Here is a 19,397-nt window from a genome sequence, read left to right as displayed (position 1 = left end):
ACGGGAAAGCGCTGCAAATCAATGATCCCGAAACTCTTTATGGCAGGCACTGCAGGCATCTTCGACTTTCTGCACCGCCGGCCCCAGGTTGCTGACCTTGTAGGGCTGAACCTTGCTGACAATCACCAGCTCACCGGTGGCGCCTTCAAGGGTGCGGGCCAGCTCCTGGAAACGTGCCTGCTTCTGCCAGACATCGTCCTTGGCGCTGGTGTGATCCTCTTCGCGCACCTGCGGGAAATGTTTCCACGGCTCATGGGACAACGCGTCAAGCTTCACCGCGCCGTCGACGAATTTCGGGCCATCGAACGGAATACGCCCACGCAACATGCCGCCCAGGTCTTCGCCGGTCTTGAGCATCTGCTTGAAGATCGCCTTGCGCTGACCCAGCGGCGAGTTCGGGTCGACACCACCGCAGGCGGACAAGGTCAGACAGGCCAGCAATACAACGGAAAGTCTTTTAAGAATCATGGTGGCTTCAGGTCACTGGAAACGGCGGCCAGTATCCTCGCGTCACCGGCAAAGACCAATAGCCCTATTATCAATACGGGTTGTTTGAGCGCATGGAGCACTCAGGCAACCGACAAAGGAATTACTCCATGAACAGCCGTTTCAAGGCATGGCGTCACAATCTGGCCTGGACCCTTCCGATGGTGGCCGTGCTGGCAGGTTGCACCGGCGGCGACAGCAGCAAACCGAAAACCCACGCACTGGCAACCTACTCCAGCGCCACCTGGGAAGCGCTTCCGGCAGTGTCCGACAACGACCTCGTCGCCGGCTTCGGCTCGTGGCGCAGCGCCTGCATCCGGCTCAAGGCCGATCCGGTCTGGGGCGGCACCTGTGCGGCTTCCGCCAATGTGCAGCCAACCGCCAATGACATCCGCGGTTTCCTCAAACAGAACCTGGACGTCTATGGCCTGCGTGCCGCCAATGACAACCCCAACGGCCTGATTACCGGTTACTACGAACCGGTGTACCCCGGCAGCCTGACCCAGACTGAGGAAGCCAACATCCCGGTGTACGGTGTACCCGAGGACATGATCATCGTCTCTCTGGACAGTATCTATCCGGAACTCAAAGGCAAACGCCTGCGCGGACGACTCGAAGGTCGCGTGCTCAAGCCATACGACGATGCGGCAACCATTGAAACCAGAGGCGTGAAGGCACCGGTGATTGCCTGGCTGACCGACCCGATGAACCTGCAGTTCCTGCAAATCCAGGGCTCGGGTCGCATCCAGCTTGATGACGGTCGTCAGTTGCGCGTCGGTTACGCCGATCAGAACGGCCACCCGTATCGCCCCATCGGTCGCTGGCTGGTGGACCAAGGTGAGCTGAAGAAAGAAGACGTGACCATGGGCGCTATCAGCACCTGGGCCAAGGCGAATCCTGCGCGCATTCCCGAACTGCTCGGCAGCAACCCCAGCTACGTGTTCTTTACCCGCAACCCCGACAGCAACGAAGGACCGCGCGGCTCGCTGAATGTCCCGCTGACCGCAGGTTATAGCGCGGCGGTGGACCGCAAGGTGATTCCACTCGGCAGCCTGTTGTGGTTATCGACCACACGCCCGGATGGCAGCGCACTGGTACGTCCGGTGGCCGCGCAAGATACTGGCGGCGCGATTGCCGGCGAGGTCCGCGCGGACCTGTTCTGGGGCACGGGGGAGGCGGCCGGGCAATTGGCCGGCGACATGAAACAACAGGGGCAAATCTGGATGCTTTGGCCTAAGGGGGCGGCGTTGCCGCAAGTGCCGCAGGTTGCAGACACACTTTAAAAGCAAAAGATCGCAGGTTTCGCCAGCTTCTACATTGACCGCGTGCGCTGCAATATCGCGGACGAACATCGATCCCTGTAGGAGCGGCCAAAGGCTGCGATCTTTTGGTCTTGCCTTTAAACCGACACCACAAAGAAACTGACAATCAACCCCATTCCAATGGCCCACACCAACGACCGCAGAATCGCCCAGTCCGCCAGATAGCAAATGATGTAGAGCAGCCGACTGGTGATAAACAGCACCGCCAGCACATTGATCGTCACCAGATCGGCATTACCGGCCAGGTGCGCGACGATTACCGCTGCAGCAAACGCCGGTGTCACTTCGAAGCTGTTCAACTGCGCCGAATGCGCACGCCTGGCCACCCCTTCAAGCGAATTCAGAAACGCCCGCGGGTCGTGATTCTGTTTAAGCCCGAACTTGCCGCCGCTGAACTTGGCGACGCCTGTGCATAGATATGGCAAGCAGATCGCAATCAAAATGCACCACAGAGCAACCGTCATAACGCAGTCCCTTCTTCAAGTTATAGAAAATCGAATTCCATCAGGGGTGACTAAAACTTCATCACCAACATGCCGATCAGCACCAGCCCACAGGCTAAGAGCCGGGGCTTGCCGAAAGGTTCTTTCAGATAGCGCATCCCAAACAGCACCACCAGAATCACACTGATTTCGCGCAGCGCCGCGGCTTCAGCAATCGAGCCGAGCTGCATCGCCCACAGCACCAGAGCGTAGCTGAACAGTACGCAAAACCCGACCGCCAAGCCCAACCGCCACTGCTCGCGCCAGAACAGCATGAACGCCGGGCGCTTGCGCACCAGCGCCAGCAACGGGAACGGCCAGGCACTGAGCAATGTGACCCAAACCAGGTAGTCCAGCGGATGGGACCAGCGTCGCAAGGCCTGGCCATCGATGAAGGTGTAGCAACCGATGCACAACCCGATCAGTGCCACCACCGGCAGCATCGACCACGGCAGACGCACCCCGCCACCGCCCTGCCAGAGCAGGCACAACATGCCGAACGGGATCAGCAAAATGCCGAAGATCTGTTGAGCCGTCAGCACTTCCCCGGCGAAGATCAGCGTCAGTGCCAGCACCACCAACGGCGACAGGCCACGCATCAACGGATAGACCAGACCGAGATCGCCGACCCGATAGGCCTGGATCAACAGGTAGCGATAGAGCAACTCAAATGCCGCTGACGCGAGAATCCACGGCCACATCTCCAGTGGCGGCAGCGCCACGAAGGGCAGCATCAGGGCGACAAACAGCAGCGCCACGCTGTCCATGCAGGCCACCACCAACAGCCGCTCCGCGCTGAATTTGATCAGGGTATTCCACGCCGCGTGCAACAGCGCCGCCACCAACACCAGAACCGTCGCAAGCACGGCACACTCCTTATTTTGCCCCCCCACCCACCCCTACATGGGCGGGGCAGAGAATTGATTCGCCATATGTCCGCAGCTGTTTATACTGCAAGCGACCACGCCGCACTCAGTTGCGCACACACTAATTCCAATAATTCCTGCCTCTGCCCGCTCTCACCGAGAACGGTCGTCGGCCTGCGTATGCCTGATCAAAGCGTCAAGACTACCGACAGAGACCTTGCGCATGCCACTCGCCTTGCTTGCACTGGCCGTTGCCGCCTTCGGCATCGGCACCACCGAATTCGTCATCATGGGCTTGCTGCCCGATGTCGCCCGCGACCTCGCCGTGAGCATTCCTCACGCGGGGCTGCTCATCACCGGTTACGCCCTGGGCGTGGTGTTCGGTGCGCCGATCCTCGCGGTCGGCACCGCCAACATGCCGCGCAAAGCCACATTGCTGGGCATGACGCTGATGTTCATTCTCGGCAATATCCTCTGCGCCCTGGCGCCGAACTACGCCACGTTGATGGCCGCGCGGGTGATCACCGCGCTGTGCCATGGTGCGTTCTTCGGCATCGGCTCGGTGGTCGCTGCCGGTTTGGTGGCACCGAACAAACGAGCCCAGGCGATTGCCATGATGTTCACCGGCCTGACGCTGGCCAACGTGCTGGGCGTTCCATTGGGCACCGCGCTGGGGCAATACGCTGGCTGGCGCTCGACGTTTTGGGCCGTGTCGGTGATTGGTGTGATTGCGGCCATCGCACAGTGGGTCTGGCTGCCCAAGGAAATCCCCATGGACAAGGCCAACCTGGCCAGCGAGTTCAAAGTGCTGGGCAAGGTCAACGTGCTGCTGGCGCTGGGCATGAGCGTGCTGGCGTCCACCAGTCTGTTCAGCGTGTTCACCTATATCGCGCCGATCCTGCAAGACATCACCGGTGTCAGCCCGCATGGTGTGACGATCATGTTGCTGTTGTTCGGGGTCGGTCTGACGGCGGGCAGCATGCTTGGCGGCCGATTGGCGGACAGTCGTTTGCTGCCTTCTCTGGTGGGTATGGCACTGGCGGTGGTCGTCGTGCTGGCCGCTTTCAGTCAGACCAGTCACTCAGTGATCCCGGCGGCGATCACGCTGGTGTTGTGGGGCATATTCGCGTTTGCGCTGTGCCCGATCCTGCAATTGCTGATCATCGATCAGGCTCATGAAGCGCCGAACCTCGGGTCGACGCTGAATCAAAGTGCATTCAATCTCGGCAACGCAGCCGGTGCGTGGATTGGCGGGCTGGTTGTAGCCAGTGGCGCGGATCTGGCGGACTTGCCGTGGACCGGCGCACTGGTCAGCGGGTTGACGGTGCTGACGGCGTTGTTTTTCATCTACCTGCAGCGTCGCAGTGCTGTCGCGGTCAATGTGTCCGGCTGATTGACTGCATTGTTGCGCAAACCGCTATCGCGAGCAGGCTCGCTCCCACTTGGGCAGCGTATTTCCCGGTGGGAGCGAGCCTGCTCGCGATGAAGCTTACGCGGTGCTCCTCACTTCACTCATCTTTAGGCTTGCGTGGATCCGGCGTTTGATCCGTGCTCTTCTTCGGCGGCCCGCTTTCACTGCGAATCTGCGCGTGACTGATCAGTGCGAAGATAAAACTGCCACCGATGATGTTCCCCACCAGCGTGGGTCCTGCGAACACCAGCCAGAAATCCTTCCAGGGCAACTCGCCAGCAAACACCAGATACGAGACCTCGACCGATCCAACCACGATGTGGGTGAAATCTCCCAGTGCCATGAAATAGGTGATGAGGATGATGATCCACATCTTGGCGCTTTCCATGGACGGGATCATCCAGACCATGGTGGCGATCATCCAGCCTGAGATGATGCCTTTGGCGAACATTTTGCTCGCGTCGTTCTCCATGACCTTGCGCCCGATGTCGAGGAAAGCCAGATCGGTCTTGGTGTCGAAAATCGGCAGGTGCAGCATCACATACGCCACCAGCAGGGTGCCGCAGAGGTTACCCACCAGCACGACCGACCACAGCCGAAGCAACCGACCGAAATTACCCAGCGTAGGCTTGCTCATGATCGGCAATACCGCAGTCAGGGTGTTCTCGGTGAAGAGTTGCTGGCGGGCGAGAATCACTGCGAGAAAACCTGCGCAGTAACCGAAACTGGCGATCACCTTGAAGCCTTCGCCGTCCGGCAGACGCGAGTTGAGCAGCCCCATGCCCATCAGCGACAAGCCCATGGTCAAGCCCGCAGCCAGGGCCGACCACCACAGCGCCGCAACGCTACGCTCGAGCTCCTGATCGCCTTGGGTGCGAATGATTTCGTGCAGCACCGCCGCGCGCGGTGGCTGGTTCTTGTCGACCTCGCGCTGTTCTTGCGCCGAGAGGTCCGGGGTCTTGCCGTCTTTGGGCGTGTCCATAAAGCTCCTGAACCAGTGGCGGGTCGTTTAACTACGACACGCGGGGTTCGGAGCTGTTCACTACCCGCCGAAACGAAGCAAACCCTGTGGCGAGGGAGCTTGCTCCCGTCGGGGCGCGAAGCGGCCCTAAAATCTGCCATCGGGTTCTTTCAGACAGACTTCACTGTCGGCTTACGACTGCTTCGCAGCCGAGCGGGAGCAAGCTCCCTCGCCACAGAGCGGCAATCACTCGCCGATCACATCATCCTTGAACTGGTCTTTGACGTACCTGATCTCGGTCCGGCCGTGCGGCGCGGGCAGGCCGTCTTCGCCCAGGTTCACGAAAACCATTTTCTCTACCGTCAGGATGCTCTTGCGGGTGATCTTATTGCGCACTTCGCAAGTCAGCGTGATCGAGGTGCGACCGAATTCGGTGGCGGTGATGCCCAGTTCGATGATGTCGCCCTGGCGCGAGGCACTGACGAAGTTGATTTCGGAAATGTATTTGGTGACCACACGCTGATTGCCCAACTGGACGATGGCATAGATCGCTGCTTCTTCGTCGATCCAGCGCAACAGGCTGCCGCCGAACAGCGTGCCGTTGGGGTTGAGGTCTTCGGGTTTTACCCATTTGCGGGTGTGGAAATTCATACTCACTCCTGACCGTCTTGCCGATTGATGCCGGCCATCATGGCAGAGCCCGGACTAGAGCTCTATCAAGCATCGACTATGGTCTCGATTACCGTTCGGACATTGACCAACAGAAACGCTTTGGAAGATCAGCATAGCCCGCTATAATCGCCCCCGTTGTACGACACGCTGAGCGTGTCTCCGAACTTCGAGGTGTCAGGTCATCTTGAAGGGTTCTTTGATTAGAACCAAAGCTCAGGCATCCAACCCTGTGAAACAAAATCCTCCCAGGAGTCCCCTGCCTTCAAGGACTTGGCCGTTGCGGCGGCTGGCGCTTCCCGGTCGATACGCGCTCTATTACTCGACCACAGAACCGGTTGCTCCCGGCTCTGGAGTGCAATTCATCTCAGCCTGTTTCTAGGCACAACCCTGCGGGAAATAATCCCCGCAGGGGTTACTTCCCGCCTCAGACATTCGAGGCAACACTTCTTCGAGCATGCTGCCTTGGCAGTTCCTGCTCTCATCACTCCCGGAGACATGAGCGAAAGCTCTGTCTGTCATTGTCCAACTACCTTGCCTGCAAGGTGGCAGCGGACTCGTTGTGCGACCAACGATAGCCTACGAAGACATGCGTCACTGGTAACGGTGGGGTGTGAAGTTTTTCTGACAATGTGCCCCCTCACGGGTGTGACCTCGCCGCGAGGCAGGACGCAGATGCTCGGAGCAGTACCGGGTTGAGGCGCTAGGCTGACTGGCATGGGTAACCCATGTGAACTGCTGATAAACACCGTAACGATTGACGAGCCCAAACTGCTGACAGGCTCGAACCAAAAGGTATGTGGTCGGATATCGCTGTAGCGGATAGAGATACGTCGCCGTATGACCACCGGTGGAAAGGCAGACCCTAACCCAGTCGTGTGACAGGCAGGGAACGTGGTAAGCCCGTATGGCTGCCTTCGGGCAGGTGAACCGCAAGGGGATCTGTTGGCTGTGCGGGTATGGGATCGCAGAGAAAGCGAACGCCGGGCTGTAATGGTTCGGATAGGGGTTGAGACATTACCCCACGGGAAACCGGGCAGACTTCTGCGTGGTCTTTCGTCGCATGAACTCTGACTGAACCTGTCTCAATGATCTTAGAGGCCAGCAGTAGTGGTCTCCAATTAAACCAACCCTGACGGGAACGTCCATTCCCGTCGGGGGATGCGTACGTCTTCTGTCCGGGGAAACTTGAGAGGAAGGCAGCATGATAGAACACAGCCTAAAGGCCGTGTCTGCGCCCTCCGGCACTCCGCAGCAGTGGCACGACATCGATTGGCGTCGTGTTCAGCGGAATGTTCGGGCAATGCAGGTACGGATTGCGAAGGCTTGTCGGGAAGGCCAATGGCGCAGGGTGAAAGCCTTGCAACGGATGCTAACCCACTCTCGAACGGCCAGGTACTTGGCCGTACGGCGAGTCACTGAAAACCAGGGTAAGCGCACGGCGGGAGTCGACCGCGTGCTCTGGGATACACCCGACGCGAAATGGAAAGCGGCAAACGGGTTGAAGCGCCACGGATATCAGCCACGGCCTTTACGGCGTGTGTTCATCCCGAAGTCGAATGGGAAAGAACGCCCTTTGGGCATTCCGACCATGACTGACAGGGCCATGCAGGCTTTATACCTGCTGGCGCTGGCGCCCATCGCAGAAACCACCGGTGATCCGAACAGCTACGGCTTTCGGATTGAACGCTCGACGGCGGATGCGATGGGGCAGCTGTTCATTTCCCTATCCCAAAAAGCTTCGGCCCAATGGGTACTGGAGGCGGACATCAAAGGTTGCTTCGACCATATCAATCACGACTGGCTGATCGCCAACGTCCCTACGGACAAAACGATCCTTCGGAAGTGGTTGAAAGCTGGTGTGATTCACAAAGGCCAGCTACAGGCAACGAATGCGGGTACGCCGCAGGGCGGGATTATCTCGCCCACCTTGGCAAACATGGTGCTGGATGGTCTGGAAACACAGCTCAAGCAACATCTGGGCGTGACAAGGGCCAAGAAGCTGAAGATCAATGTGGTGCGATATGCGGATGATTTTGTGATCACTGGTAGCTCGAAAGAGATACTGGAAAACGAGATCAAACCTTGGGTGGAGCAGTTCCTCTCAGTACGGGGTCTGCAGCTGTCACCGGAGAAAACCCATGTCGTCCATATTGATGGAGGCTTCGACTTTCTGGGATGGAATTTCCGCAAGTACAAAGGGAAGCTCCTGATCAAACCGAGCAAGAAAAACGTGCAAGCGTTCTACCGCAAAGTAAAGGAAGTCATCAGCACCAATAAAACGGCTAGGCAGGAAGACTTGATCCGACTGCTGAACCCTGTACTCCGAGGCTGGGCGATTTACCACCAGCCAGTGGTGGCCAAGCAGACGTACAGCCGCATGGACCATTTGATTAACTATGCGCTTTGGCGCTGGGCTAAACGGCGACACCCCAACAAGAATGCGTTCTGGATAAAGGAGAAGTACTTTCCCGCGCAGGAGCAGAAATGTTGGGTATTCGCCGAGTCGGTGATAAACGGAAAGGGAGAACGTGTGACCCTAAAGCTGTACTCGTTAGCCGAGACCCCCATTGAGCGACACCGAAAAGTCAGCGGAGGATACAACCCCTTCGATCCTGCAATGGAGGGGATGAGCGAGAAACTGCGTATGGACCGGATGCTGAAAAAGATGAAGTACCGGAAGCAGATTGTCAGCTTGTTCCGAAGCCAGAACGGAAAGTGTGCGTTATGTGGGCAGTCGATAACCAAAGAGACCGGATGGCACGACCATCACGTCATCTACCGCATTCAGGGTGGTGACGACTCTTTGGGCAATCGGGTACTATTGCACCCTGTTTGTCACCAGCGGCTTCACGCGCTGGGTTTGACAGTGAACAAATCGGCCTCTAATTGAGGTTTTGCAAGACTTGAGCCGTATGCGCTGAAAGGCGCACGTACGGTTCTTGGGGGGCCTCATTCCAGCAATGGAATGGGGCTACCCAACTCAAAACGGTAATGTTCACTTGCTACCGTTTTCCCGCCACCTGTCCGAGGGGCGCTGCAGCAGGTTCGACCTGTCAGGCTCGGATGGGGCGTTGACTGGCCACGGCCAGACACTAAACGCACAACGGCGCCCATTCGCATACATTACGAATGGAGGCTCATCATGAGCGCTGTTATCACGCCTGTAGATTTTAACGATTACAAAGTTGCCGACATGTCCCTGGCTGCCTGGGGCCGTCGCGAAACCATCATCGCCGAATCCGAAATGCCAGCCCTGATGGGTCTGCGCCGCAAGTACTCCGCCGAGCAGCCGCTCAAAGGCGCGAAGATTCTCGGCTGCATCCACATGACCATTCAGACTGCCGTGCTGATCGAAACCCTGGTTGCCTTGGGTGCCGAAGTGCGTTGGTCGTCCTGCAACATTTTCTCGACTCAAGACCAGGCCGCTGCCGCTATCGCTGCTGCCGGTATCCCGGTTTTCGCCTGGAAAGGCGAGACTGAAGAAGAGTACGAGTGGTGCCTGGAGCAAACCATCCTGAAAGATGGCGCGCCTTGGGATGCCAACATGATCCTCGACGACGGCGGCGACCTGACCGAGCTGCTGCACAAGAAATACCCGGCGATCCTGGACCGCGTCCACGGCGTCACTGAAGAAACCACCACCGGCGTTCACCGTCTGCTGGACATGCTGGCCAAGGGCGAGCTGAAAATCCCGGCCATCAACGTCAACGACTCGGTGACCAAGAGCAAGAACGACAACAAGTACGGCTGCCGTCACAGCCTGAACGATGCGATCAAGCGCGGCACCGACCACCTGCTGTCCGGCAAGCAAGCGCTGGTCATCGGTTACGGTGATGTGGGCAAGGGCTCGGCCCAGTCCCTGCGTCAGGAAGGCATGATCGTCAAAGTGTCCGAAGTCGACCCGATCTGCGCCATGCAAGCCTGCATGGACGGTTTCGAACTGGTTTCGCCGTTCATCGACGGTATCAACAACGGTACCGAAGCCAGCATCGACAAAGCGCTGCTGGGCAAGATCGACCTGATCGTGACCACCACCGGCAACGTCAATGTTTGCGACGCAAACATGCTCAAAGCCCTGAAGAAGCGCGCTGTGGTCTGCAACATCGGTCACTTCGATAACGAAATCGACACCGCTTTCATGCGCAAGAACTGGGCATGGGAAGAAGTGAAGCCACAGGTTCACAAGGTTCACCGTACCGGTCCTGGCGCTTTCGACGCTCAGAACGACGACTACCTGATCCTGCTGGCCGAAGGCCGTCTGGTTAACCTGGGCAACGCCACTGGCCACCCAAGCCGCATCATGGACGGCTCGTTCGCCAACCAGGTTCTGGCGCAGATCTTCCTGTTCGGCCAGAAGTACGCCGACCTGTCGCCAGCCCAGAAAGCCGAGCGTCTGACCGTTGAAGTACTGCCGAAGAAACTCGACGAAGAAGTGGCCCTGGAAATGGTCCGCGGTTTCGGTGGCGTGGTCACTCAACTGACCAAGCAACAGGCTGACTACATCGGCGTGACCGTCGAAGGCCCGTTCAAGCCGCACGCTTACCGCTACTGATTGGTCCTGCTGCCTGCTCTCCCTTGTGGGAGCGGGCTTGCTCGCGAAGGCGGTTTAACATTCAACATTAATGTCGTCTGACCCACCGCTTTCGCGAGCAAGCCCGCTCCCACATTGGGATGTGCAAGCGTCCGGCTTACGTGCTTCCAAGGATATGACCATGTCCCAAGACCGTCGCTACAGTTTCGAGTTCTTCCCGACGAAGACCGATGCTGGGCATGAAAAACTGATCGCCACTGCTCGTCATCTGGCGTCCTACAACCCCGACTTCTTCTCCTGCACCTACGGCGCTGGCGGTTCGACCCGTGATCGCACCCTCAACACCGTGTTGCAGCTTGAAAGCGAAGTCAAAGTCCCTGCCGCGCCGCATTTGTCTTGCGTGGGCGATAGCAAGGACGACCTGCGCGGCCTGCTGAGCCAGTACAAGGCAGCCGGCATCAAGCGTATCGTTGCGCTTCGCGGTGACCTGCCCTCGGGCATGGGCATGGCCAGCGGCGAGATGCGTCACGCCAATGACCTGGTTGAATTCATTCGTGAAGAAACCGGCGATCATTTCCACATCGAAGTCGCCGCTTACCCGGAGATGCATCCGCAAGCGCGCAACTTTGAAGACGATCTCAACAACTTCGTGCGCAAGGCTAACGCCGGCGCCAACAGTGCGATCACCCAGTACTTCTTCAACGCCGACAGTTATTTCTACTTCGTCGAGCGTGTACGGGCCAAGGGTGTGAACATCCCGATCGTGCCGGGGATCATGCCGATCACCAACTACAGCAAGCTGGCGCGTTTTTCCGACGCTTGCGGTGCGGAAATCCCGCGCTGGATCCGCAAGCAACTGGAAGCCTACGGCGACGACACCCAAAGCATTCAAGGCTTTGGCGAGCAAGTCATCACCCAGATGTGCGAACGCCTGCTGCAAGGTGGCGCTCCAGGGCTGCATTTCTACACGCTGAACCAGGCTGAGCCGAGTCTGGCGGTGTGGAACAACCTGAAGTTGCCGCGTTAATCGTCGTTAAAGCAAGATCAAAAGATCGCAGCCTTCGGCAGCTCCTACAGAGGTACGTATCCCCTGTAGGAAATGCCGAAGGCTGCGATCTTTTGCTTTCCGGCGCCCCTTTATTGTGCAGCCATACCCTGAACCAGAGCATCTGGATCCGGTTTCTGGCTCTTTATGATTTCTCGTCGTAATCTCAACCCCATGCCTTTGATCGCTCAGTTACTGACCATGCTTCTGTTCACTTGCCTGAGCCTCACTGCTCGGGGCGAGAAGTTGCGTATTGTCACCGAACCCTGGGCACCTTACGTGTATGAGGAAAACGGCAAGTCTTTGGGGCTTGACTATGAAACCACCGCCATTGTCTTCAAACGCCTCGGAATCGACGTGGAATGGCAGTTCCTGCCATGGAAACGCTGCCTGTCGATGCTTGAGCAAGGCCAGGCAGATGGCGTGCTGGATATCTTCCACAGCGCTGAACGCGACGCGACCCTGCTCTACCCCAGCGAACCGCTCTCGCAAGTCGAATTCGTAATGTTCTATGCCAACGAGCGACCCTATCCGTTTCGCACCCTGGACGATCTTAAAGGCCTGACCATCGGCACCTCGCCGGGCTACCTGTACAGCAAGGACTTCAGCGAATCGACGCTGTTCACCCAAGAGCCGGCACCCACCCATGAAGCCAACTTCGGCAAACTGGTGCGCGGCCGCATCGACCTGCTGATCACTGATCGCCGGGTTGGCCAGCATTTGCTCGATCAACTGAACATCCGCGACAAAATCACCGAGAACCCGATCATCATCAGCCAGCAAAGCCAGTTTCTGGCGGTACGCCGCAATGCCGGGATGGATTTGTTGGTGCAGCGTTTCGGTGCCGAGCTCAAACGCTTCAAGCGCGAGCCGGCCTACGCCGAACTGAGCGCCCGCTATGGCGCCGGCCCGGCCCCCGAAGCACGGGCCGCCAGCGCCACCGCAACCGGCGGAAAAACCGTTGAGCAGCAGGAAAGCGGCGCGCAGTGATTGCTCTGTTATACTCCGGCCTTCCCGCCAGGCTCACGCCCGGACGCTCGGACTTGTTCAAGGCATCTCGATCCCGCTACAGCGCAGCTTTTCAGCCCGCGCGAGCGCTCCAGACGAGCCTTCGAGGCCCAGCAGGACCGGACGGGATTGCGTCCTCTTAAACGCGATTCGCGCCAGGCAAGACTCCCATTGGGCCAAGCCCTAACTAAAACAGGATTACTCATGTCCTTTGCTTCCCTCGGTCTCTCCGAGGCTTTAGTCCGCGCCATCGAGGCAGCGGGCTATACCGAGCCTACTCCGGTGCAACAGCGGGCCATTCCCGCCGTGTTGCAAGGTCGCGACCTGATGGTTGCGGCACAGACAGGTACTGGTAAAACCGGTGGTTTCGCCCTCCCGATTCTGGAGCGGTTGTTCCCCAACGGTCACCCGGACAAATCCCAGCGTCACGGCCCGCGCCAACCGCGCGTACTGGTCCTGACCCCAACCCGCGAACTCGCGGCCCAGGTGCACGAGAGCTTCAAGGTCTATGCCCGTGACCTGAAGTTCGTCAGCGCCTGCATCTTCGGCGGCGTCGGCATGAACCCACAGGTTCAGGCCATGTCCCGCGGTGTCGACGTGCTGGTGGCCTGCCCCGGTCGCCTGCTCGACCTCGCCGGCCAAGGCAGCGTCGATTTGTCCCACGTGGAAATCCTCGTGCTGGACGAAGCCGACCGCATGCTCGACATGGGCTTTGTCCATGACGTGAAAAAGGTCCTCGCCCGCCTACCGAGCAAACGCCAGAACCTGCTGTTCTCGGCGACGTTCTCCAAAGACATCACCGACCTTGCCGGCAAGCTGCTGCACAACCCGGAACGCATCGAAGTCACGCCGCCGAACACCACGGTCGAGCGGATCGAACAGCGCGTATTCCGTCTGCCAGCCAACCACAAGCGTTCGCTGCTGGCGCACCTGATCACCGCTGGCGCCTGGGAACAGGTGCTGGTGTTCACCCGCACCAAGCACGGCGCCAACCGCCTGGCCGAGTACCTGGACAAACACGGCCTCACCGCCGTCGCCATCCACGGTAACAAGAGCCAGAACGCCCGCACCAAAGCCCTGGCCGACTTCAAGGCCGGTGAAGTGCGCATCCTGGTCGCCACCGACATCGCCGCTCGCGGCCTGGACATCGACCAGTTGCCCCACGTGGTCAACTTCGAACTGCCGAACGTCGACGAAGATTACGTGCACCGTATCGGCCGTACCGGCCGTGCCGGTCGTTCGGGCGAGGCGATCTCGCTGGTCGCTCCGGACGAAGAAAAGCTGCTCAAAAGCATCGAGCGCATGACCAAGCAGAAGATTGCCGACGGCAACCTGATGGGCTTCGACTCCAGCGCTGTGGAAGCCGAGAAACCTGAAGTTCGCGAGCGTCCGGATGTGCGTAATCCGCGCAACCCACGTGGCCCGCGCGGCGATGGTCCGAACGGCAGCGGTGGTGGTGGCGGTCGTAAAGACAAAGGCAAGGACAAGGGCGGCAAGGAAAAACCTGCTGCCACTGGCCGTGGCGATCGCCCCGCCCGTGAACACAAGCCTCGCGAAGGCACCCCGGCCCGTGAGCAACAGCGTCCGGCACCTCGTGCCGCCGCTGACCGTGCTCCGGACGAGTTCCTGGACGACGATGTCGATAACTTCGGTAACCGCGTCGATTACGTGCCTCAAGCCAAACCTGCTCAGGGCCGTGGCCGCCGTCCGGGCGCTCCGGCACAAGGCGCAGGTGCTCCGCGCACCGGTCAGCCACAAGGTCGCCAAAATGGTCCGCGCAGCAGCAGCGGCGCAACCACCGGCACGCCGCCAGCCAAGCGCAGCGGCCCACGCAACGGCGCTCCACGTGATGGCCAGGCCCGTCGCGAAGAGTCCCGCAACCGTCGCCCGGCCCGTGACGAGCAGCCTCGTTCGGAACCGGCCGTGCAGAACCCGCGGGGCCCGGCACCGAAGATCATTCACAAGGAGTCGAAAAGCGATCGCTTCCCGACACCTGAGCAACTGGATCAACTGCCAGGCCGTCCACGCGGCGAAAAACCAGCCTTGCTGACCCGCAATCGCTGAGTTTTTAAAAGCCATGAAAAATGCCCCGGATCTCACGATCCGGGGCATTTTTTTATGCTGGCGAAGCCCCCTGTGGGAGCGGGCTTGCTCGCGAAGGCGGTGGTTCAGTTGACATTAATGCTGAATGCTCGATCGCATTCGCGAGCAAGCCCGCTCCCACATTGGATTTGCGGTGCCTGTACAGATTTTGCCCGCCAATAAAAAACGCCCCGGATCGCGAGATCAGGGGCGTTTTTGTTCAAGCAGCGAATTTCACTTCGCTTTCACACCTTCAAACGTAATGTACAGCTCGACTGCGTCGGACGCTGGGCCCAGGTCTTTCTGCTTGCCGAAATCGGAGCGCTTGATGCTGGTGGTGCCTTCGAAGCCGGCACGGTAGCCGCCCCATGGATCCTTGCCTTCACCCAGGAAGGTGGCTTTGACCACGATTGGCTTGGTCACACCCAGCAAGGTCAGGTTACCGGTTACGTCGGCAGTGTCTTTGCCAGCGGCGTTTTTGCCGGTGGATTTGACGCTGGTGGAAACGAACTTGGCGTCGGCGAATTTGCCCACGTTCAGGAAGTCACCGCTGGAGATGTGCTTGTCGCGTTCGGCGTGGTTAGTGAACACGCTGGCGGTGCGCACATTGAACTCGATCTTGCTGTCTTCAGGCTTGGCGGCGTCGAAGCTGAACTTGCCGTCGATGTCCTTGAAGGTACCGGTGATGTAGCTGTAACCCAGGTGGCTGATTTTGAAATCAACGAAGGCGTGCTGGCCTTCTTTGTCGACAACATAATCGGCCGCCATTACGTTAGCGGACAGCAGAGCAGAACCGATTGCCAGGGCGGCGAGCGTCTTTTTCAACATGCTTTCTATTCCTTTGGAGTCGAGGTTGAACATCAGGCTTTGCGACCCAGCATTCGTGTCAGGGTCGCATCACGATCGATAAAGTGGTGTTTCAATGCTGCCAACGCATGGAGGCCGGAAAAAATTACCAGCGCCCAGGCCAGGTACAAATGGATCACACCAGCGGTGTCTGCCTGGTCCGGTAGTCCGGAAACCAGTGCAGGCACTTCAAACAGGCCAAACACCGGGATCCCGACACCGTCTGCGGTGGAAATCAGGTAACCGGCAATCATCACAGCGAACAATCCGAGATAGAGGAAGGCATGGCCGAACACGGCACCAAGACGCGTCATGCGGCTATAACTTTGCAGGGCCGGCGGCGGCGGACTGATGAAGCGCCACAACACCCGCAGCAACATGACCGCGAACAACAGCAGGCCAATGCTCTTGTGCAGATCCGGCGCATCTTTGCGCCAAGAGCTGTAGTAGTCGAGACCCACCATCCACAACCCCAACGCGAACAGACCATAGACCGCGAGCGCCACACCCCAATGCACGGAGATGCTGATCCAACCGTAGCGGGAAGAAGAGTTACGTAGTTGCATTGCCCAAATCCTGTAAGAACTGCGCCCAAGACTATCGAGTTATCTATCGATTTAAAGCGGAAAATTTCGCTCTGAAATATCGAGAAATACGATCAAGACCTTGCGGCCGAGATGTTAAGAGAGTGTTAACCGAACGAAAAAACCTACAAATGCCGTCCCCATTCCCACTTAAAAAAAGCCTTTACCACTCGTCAGAACTGTCATATCTGACAGTAGCCAACATTGCAGGTCATTGATGAACCTGATCTCGGGCGTTTGTCCGAGCGTCTGAACAGGAGTTCTACCATGAGTCACCATTCGAGTTCATCCCCCGCGACTACGCGCAACCTATCCAATTCGATACCCGTAGGGGCAGGGCCACGAGGGATAGCCATCAACAACGATGGATCACGGGTTTTTGTTTGCAATTACATTTCAGGCAACGTGTCAGTGATCAACACCCGGAACAGAAAGGTAATCCACACCATCGCCGTCGAGCATTACCCCCAAAACATCGTCCTTGCCCATGGAGGGAAAAGAGCTTATGTGACCAACTACGGGTCAAGTTCGGTTTCGGTTATTGATACTGAAACCTATGCGGTGGGTAACGTCACGGTGGGAAAATATCCTCGGGGAATCGTCGTGAGCCGAGACGGCAAGCATGTTTACGTGACCGTTCGACAAAATAAAGAGTGGCTGGCCATTATCGACACCCGCACTTATGCGGTGAGCAGAGTGAGAGGATTGCCCTCTCCCTCTATAAGTGTGGATATCAGCCAGGACGATTCGCGTCTTTACATTTCCAGCACGAACTCTCCTGATGGCCCTTATCAGGACGCACTAACGATCATCAGCAGCAAGACTTTCAAAGTCCTCGATATCATCAGAACCGAAAGGTATCCGTCAGCAGTTACCGTCAGTCCCGACGACAAAGAAGTGTATATCGTGTGTCTGGACGCTCAAAAACTGACCGTACTGGACCCTAAGTTATCGACCACCAGGCATTTCGATTTTGTGACTTGCGAAGGGAAAATAGTGTTCGGCGAAAAAAACGCTTATGCCGTTGATCAAATCAAAAAAGAGGTCGTGGAAATTAATACCGCCACGTATGAAATTGTTCGCCGGGTGCCCATCCCTGGTGCTTCCGAACCGTATGACATGGTTCTTGATCAACATAACCATGCCTATGTCAGCGACTACCAAAGCGACGAAGTCCATAGTGTCGATCTAGCTTAGCGTCAAAGAAAAATCAGCAGCGACATACGCAAGACATAAAAAAAGCGCGGCATCACTGCCGCGCTTTTTTTGATTCCAGAACTTACTGCGTCTTGGTTTCAGTCGTCACTGGGGTCTTCGCAGCAGTATTGACCGCTGGCTTCTTCACCGGCTCAGTCTTTTTCACCGTCGCCTTGACCGGGGCTTTTTTGGACTCGGTTTTGGCCGCAGGCTTTTTCACTGGCGCTTTGGCCGGCGCTTTCCTGGCAGGCTCTGCTTTCACCGGTGCCGCAGGTTTCGGCGCCTCAACCGGTGCTGGCGCTGGAGTCGGCGCAGGTACTGGCGCGGGTGCCGGAGCAACCGGTGCCGCGGGTGCTGGCGCCTTGGCCGGTTCCGGTTTGTCGTCAGAACCACCGAACAGGTTGGTGAAGAAGTTGCCTTTCTTCGCCGCCACTGCACCTGCCGCTGCTGCGGTCGCCGCCGGAACAACTTTCGCCGGCTCAAACGATTTGCCTGCCGCCAGGTCTTCTACCTGACTGGCTGCACGCTGGCCGGTGCGCAATGCGCCTTCCAGAGTGCCTGGGTACAAGGCGTCGGTGTGTTCGCCGGCAAAGGCTACACGTTGCAGCGGACGCTCCCACAGGCGCCAGTACTTGCTGATCTGGCCCGGGCCGAAGGCCAGGTAAGCGCCACCCATCGACGGATCGGTGCTGTAGCGACGGATTTCATAACCGGTGAACGAACCGCGTGCCTGTGGATAAAACGCATGCAGGCGAATCAGTACCTGATCAACCATCTGCTTGTCGCCGAAGGCCTGCATCACGCGCGCATTGTCGCCGGACAGGTTGATCACCACATTGGCGCCGCCTTTCAGGGCCGGCTCGACCCACAACATGCCCAGGCCGGTGTTGCTGTAGATCTCGCCGGACATGCGCGCCTTGCTTTCCCACACTGGCGTCTTGAACTTCAGCATGATCTGGTCACGCCAGCCGTAGTTGGTGCCTTTGATGGCGCCCATGTGCTGGGCATCCAGCGCCGGGGTCATCTGGATCTTGTTCAGTGCCCGCAATGGCACGGCCAGCACAACGTAGTCCGCCTGATAGCCAACACTGCCGACCTTCACGGTCACGCCGTCCTTGTCTTGAGTAATGGCCGAAACCGGCGAGCTGGTCTTGATGGTTTTCAGTTGTTTGACGAAGGCCTGGGCCAGCACCGGGCTGCCACCGGGCAGACGCGAGGCGCGCAGGTCACGGTCGGCAACGCCACGGTAGACGCGGCTCTGTTGTGCGAAGTACAGCAGCGACAGGCGCGAAGGTTCGTCATAGCGGGTACGAATCTGCTGATTCACCAACTGACGCGCAGTGGCTGGCAGATTCAAGCGATCGAGCCAGTTGGACACGTTGATCTGGTCCAGTGCGAACAGTGTGCTGTTGGCGGCCGGGTTCTGCGGGTCTTCGATCGAACGCGCCAGATCATCCAGAGTCTTTTCGTAGCGTTTCAGCGCGTCGCTGGTGGCCGGCTGTTTAGTCGCCAGATCGGCGGCGGTGAAATATTCACCGTCGATCAGGTAGCTCGGAGTCCGCACGAATTCAGGGGCTGGCGTGGTGGTCAGCTTGAACGTCGAGACGTACTTGTTCAGCACCGGTTGGGTCTTGTCGTTGCCGATCCACTCACTGGTGGCCATGCCGGAGCGACCGCCCAACGTCGGTTTGGCTTCCAGCAGGGTGACCTGCCAGCCTTTGTTCTGCAGCTCGTACGCCGCGGTGAGGCCCGAAAGCCCGCCGCCGACCACGATCACCGTTTTATCCTTGGCCAGCGCCGAAACGCTGAACAGCCCCAACATCACCAGCGCACAGGCGCGCAGCCAACCAGCAGACATTCAGCGAACTCCGGAAATACACGAGGAAATAGCGGTTTTACGAGTC

The 19,397-nt window shown here is 58.4% G+C and carries 16 protein-coding genes and 1 riboswitch; of the genes, 8 read left to right on the top strand and 8 right to left on the bottom strand.

The window, feature by feature from the left end; translation table 11 throughout:
- Nucleotides 1-18: 18 nt before the first annotated feature.
- Nucleotides 19-468 (bottom strand): c-type cytochrome, encoded by a 450-nt coding sequence (locus ACZ9IM_RS07080; RefSeq protein WP_427625001.1) that lies wholly within the window; start codon nucleotides 466-468, stop codon nucleotides 19-21.
- A 128-nt stretch (nucleotides 469-596) separates the two neighbouring features.
- Between ACZ9IM_RS07080 and mltA the strand changes: the two genes are divergently transcribed.
- A complete protein-coding gene (gene mltA, locus ACZ9IM_RS07075; RefSeq protein WP_427625000.1) occupies nucleotides 597-1,769 on the top strand; it encodes a murein transglycosylase A in 1,173 nt (390 codons plus the stop codon).
- A 116-nt stretch (nucleotides 1,770-1,885) separates the two neighbouring features.
- Here the strand turns inward: mltA and ACZ9IM_RS07070 are convergent, their stop codons facing one another.
- Together ACZ9IM_RS07070 and ACZ9IM_RS07065 are read right to left on the bottom strand one after the other, a co-directional pair.
- Nucleotides 1,886-2,272 carry an MAPEG family protein gene (locus ACZ9IM_RS07070; protein ID WP_476223614.1) on the bottom strand — a complete coding sequence of 129 codons (387 nt, stop codon included), beginning with the start codon at nucleotides 2,270-2,272 and terminating at the stop codon, nucleotides 1,886-1,888.
- A gap of 50 nt (nucleotides 2,273-2,322) precedes the next feature.
- On the bottom strand, nucleotides 2,323-3,156 hold the full coding sequence (locus tag ACZ9IM_RS07065) for an EamA family transporter (protein ID WP_427624998.1): 834 nt from the start codon (nucleotides 3,154-3,156) through the stop codon (nucleotides 2,323-2,325).
- Between the two features lie 223 nt (nucleotides 3,157-3,379).
- Between ACZ9IM_RS07065 and ACZ9IM_RS07060 the strand changes: the two genes are divergently transcribed.
- Nucleotides 3,380-4,549: an MFS transporter gene (locus tag ACZ9IM_RS07060; RefSeq protein WP_008071958.1), complete on the top strand. Its 1,170-nt coding sequence runs from the start codon at nucleotides 3,380-3,382 to the stop codon at nucleotides 4,547-4,549.
- 115 nt (nucleotides 4,550-4,664) lie between these two features.
- On the opposite strand, the gene ACZ9IM_RS07055 is transcribed toward ACZ9IM_RS07060, so the two are convergent.
- Together ACZ9IM_RS07055 and ACZ9IM_RS07050 are read right to left on the bottom strand one after the other, a co-directional pair.
- Complete coding sequence (locus ACZ9IM_RS07055; RefSeq protein ID WP_476223612.1) at nucleotides 4,665-5,549, bottom strand: formate/nitrite transporter family protein; 885 nt, start codon at nucleotides 5,547-5,549, stop codon at nucleotides 4,665-4,667.
- Nucleotides 5,550-5,774: 225 nt separating this feature from the next.
- Nucleotides 5,775-6,179: an acyl-CoA thioesterase gene (locus ACZ9IM_RS07050; protein ID WP_030130199.1), complete on the bottom strand. Its 405-nt coding sequence runs from the start codon at nucleotides 6,177-6,179 to the stop codon at nucleotides 5,775-5,777.
- A gap of 1,222 nt (nucleotides 6,180-7,401) precedes the next feature.
- Between ACZ9IM_RS07050 and ltrA the strand changes: the two genes are divergently transcribed.
- From ltrA to ACZ9IM_RS07025, 5 genes are all read left to right on the top strand, one after another.
- The gene (gene ltrA / locus ACZ9IM_RS07045; protein ID WP_476223611.1) at nucleotides 7,402-9,090 is read left to right on the top strand and encodes a group II intron reverse transcriptase/maturase; all 1,689 of its coding nucleotides are present in this window, start codon (nucleotides 7,402-7,404) and stop codon (nucleotides 9,088-9,090) included.
- Between the two features lie 130 nt (nucleotides 9,091-9,220).
- A riboswitch (S-adenosyl-L-homocysteine riboswitch) is annotated at nucleotides 9,221-9,319 on the top strand.
- Between the two features lie 23 nt (nucleotides 9,320-9,342).
- Nucleotides 9,343-10,752 carry an adenosylhomocysteinase gene (gene ahcY / locus ACZ9IM_RS07040; RefSeq protein ID WP_007898042.1) on the top strand — a complete coding sequence of 470 codons (1,410 nt, stop codon included), beginning with the start codon at nucleotides 9,343-9,345 and terminating at the stop codon, nucleotides 10,750-10,752.
- Between the two features lie 160 nt (nucleotides 10,753-10,912).
- On the top strand, nucleotides 10,913-11,758 hold the full coding sequence (metF, locus tag ACZ9IM_RS07035) for a methylenetetrahydrofolate reductase [NAD(P)H] (protein ID WP_427624995.1): 846 nt from the start codon (nucleotides 10,913-10,915) through the stop codon (nucleotides 11,756-11,758).
- 192 nt (nucleotides 11,759-11,950) lie between these two features.
- Nucleotides 11,951-12,766 (top strand): substrate-binding periplasmic protein, encoded by an 816-nt coding sequence (locus ACZ9IM_RS07030; RefSeq protein ID WP_427625056.1) that lies wholly within the window; start codon nucleotides 11,951-11,953, stop codon nucleotides 12,764-12,766.
- 222 nt (nucleotides 12,767-12,988) lie between these two features.
- Complete coding sequence (locus ACZ9IM_RS07025; RefSeq protein WP_063342280.1) at nucleotides 12,989-14,848, top strand: RNA helicase RhlE2; 1,860 nt, start codon at nucleotides 12,989-12,991, stop codon at nucleotides 14,846-14,848.
- Between the two features lie 252 nt (nucleotides 14,849-15,100).
- Here ACZ9IM_RS07025 and ACZ9IM_RS07020 read toward each other — a convergent pair whose 3' ends face one another.
- Entirely contained in the window at nucleotides 15,101-15,694 is a 594-nt protein-coding gene (locus ACZ9IM_RS07020) for a YceI family protein (protein ID WP_063342279.1), read from the bottom strand.
- A gap of 32 nt (nucleotides 15,695-15,726) precedes the next feature.
- A complete protein-coding gene (locus ACZ9IM_RS07015) occupies nucleotides 15,727-16,278 on the bottom strand; it encodes a cytochrome b (protein WP_427624992.1) in 552 nt (183 codons plus the stop codon).
- Between the two features lie 285 nt (nucleotides 16,279-16,563).
- Between ACZ9IM_RS07015 and ACZ9IM_RS07010 the strand changes: the two genes are divergently transcribed.
- Nucleotides 16,564-17,493 (top strand): YncE family protein, encoded by a 930-nt coding sequence (locus tag ACZ9IM_RS07010; RefSeq protein ID WP_427624990.1) that lies wholly within the window; start codon nucleotides 16,564-16,566, stop codon nucleotides 17,491-17,493.
- 82 nt (nucleotides 17,494-17,575) lie between these two features.
- On the opposite strand, the gene ACZ9IM_RS07005 is transcribed toward ACZ9IM_RS07010, so the two are convergent.
- Nucleotides 17,576-19,351, bottom strand: coding sequence for an FAD-dependent oxidoreductase (locus tag ACZ9IM_RS07005; RefSeq protein WP_427624988.1), 1,776 nt, complete (start codon nucleotides 19,349-19,351; stop codon nucleotides 17,576-17,578).
- Between the last annotated feature and the right edge of the window lie 46 nt (nucleotides 19,352-19,397).

Source organism: Pseudomonas sp. TE12508 (genome assembly GCF_056279485.1).
This window is presented reverse-complemented; position numbering and strand designations above follow the sequence as displayed.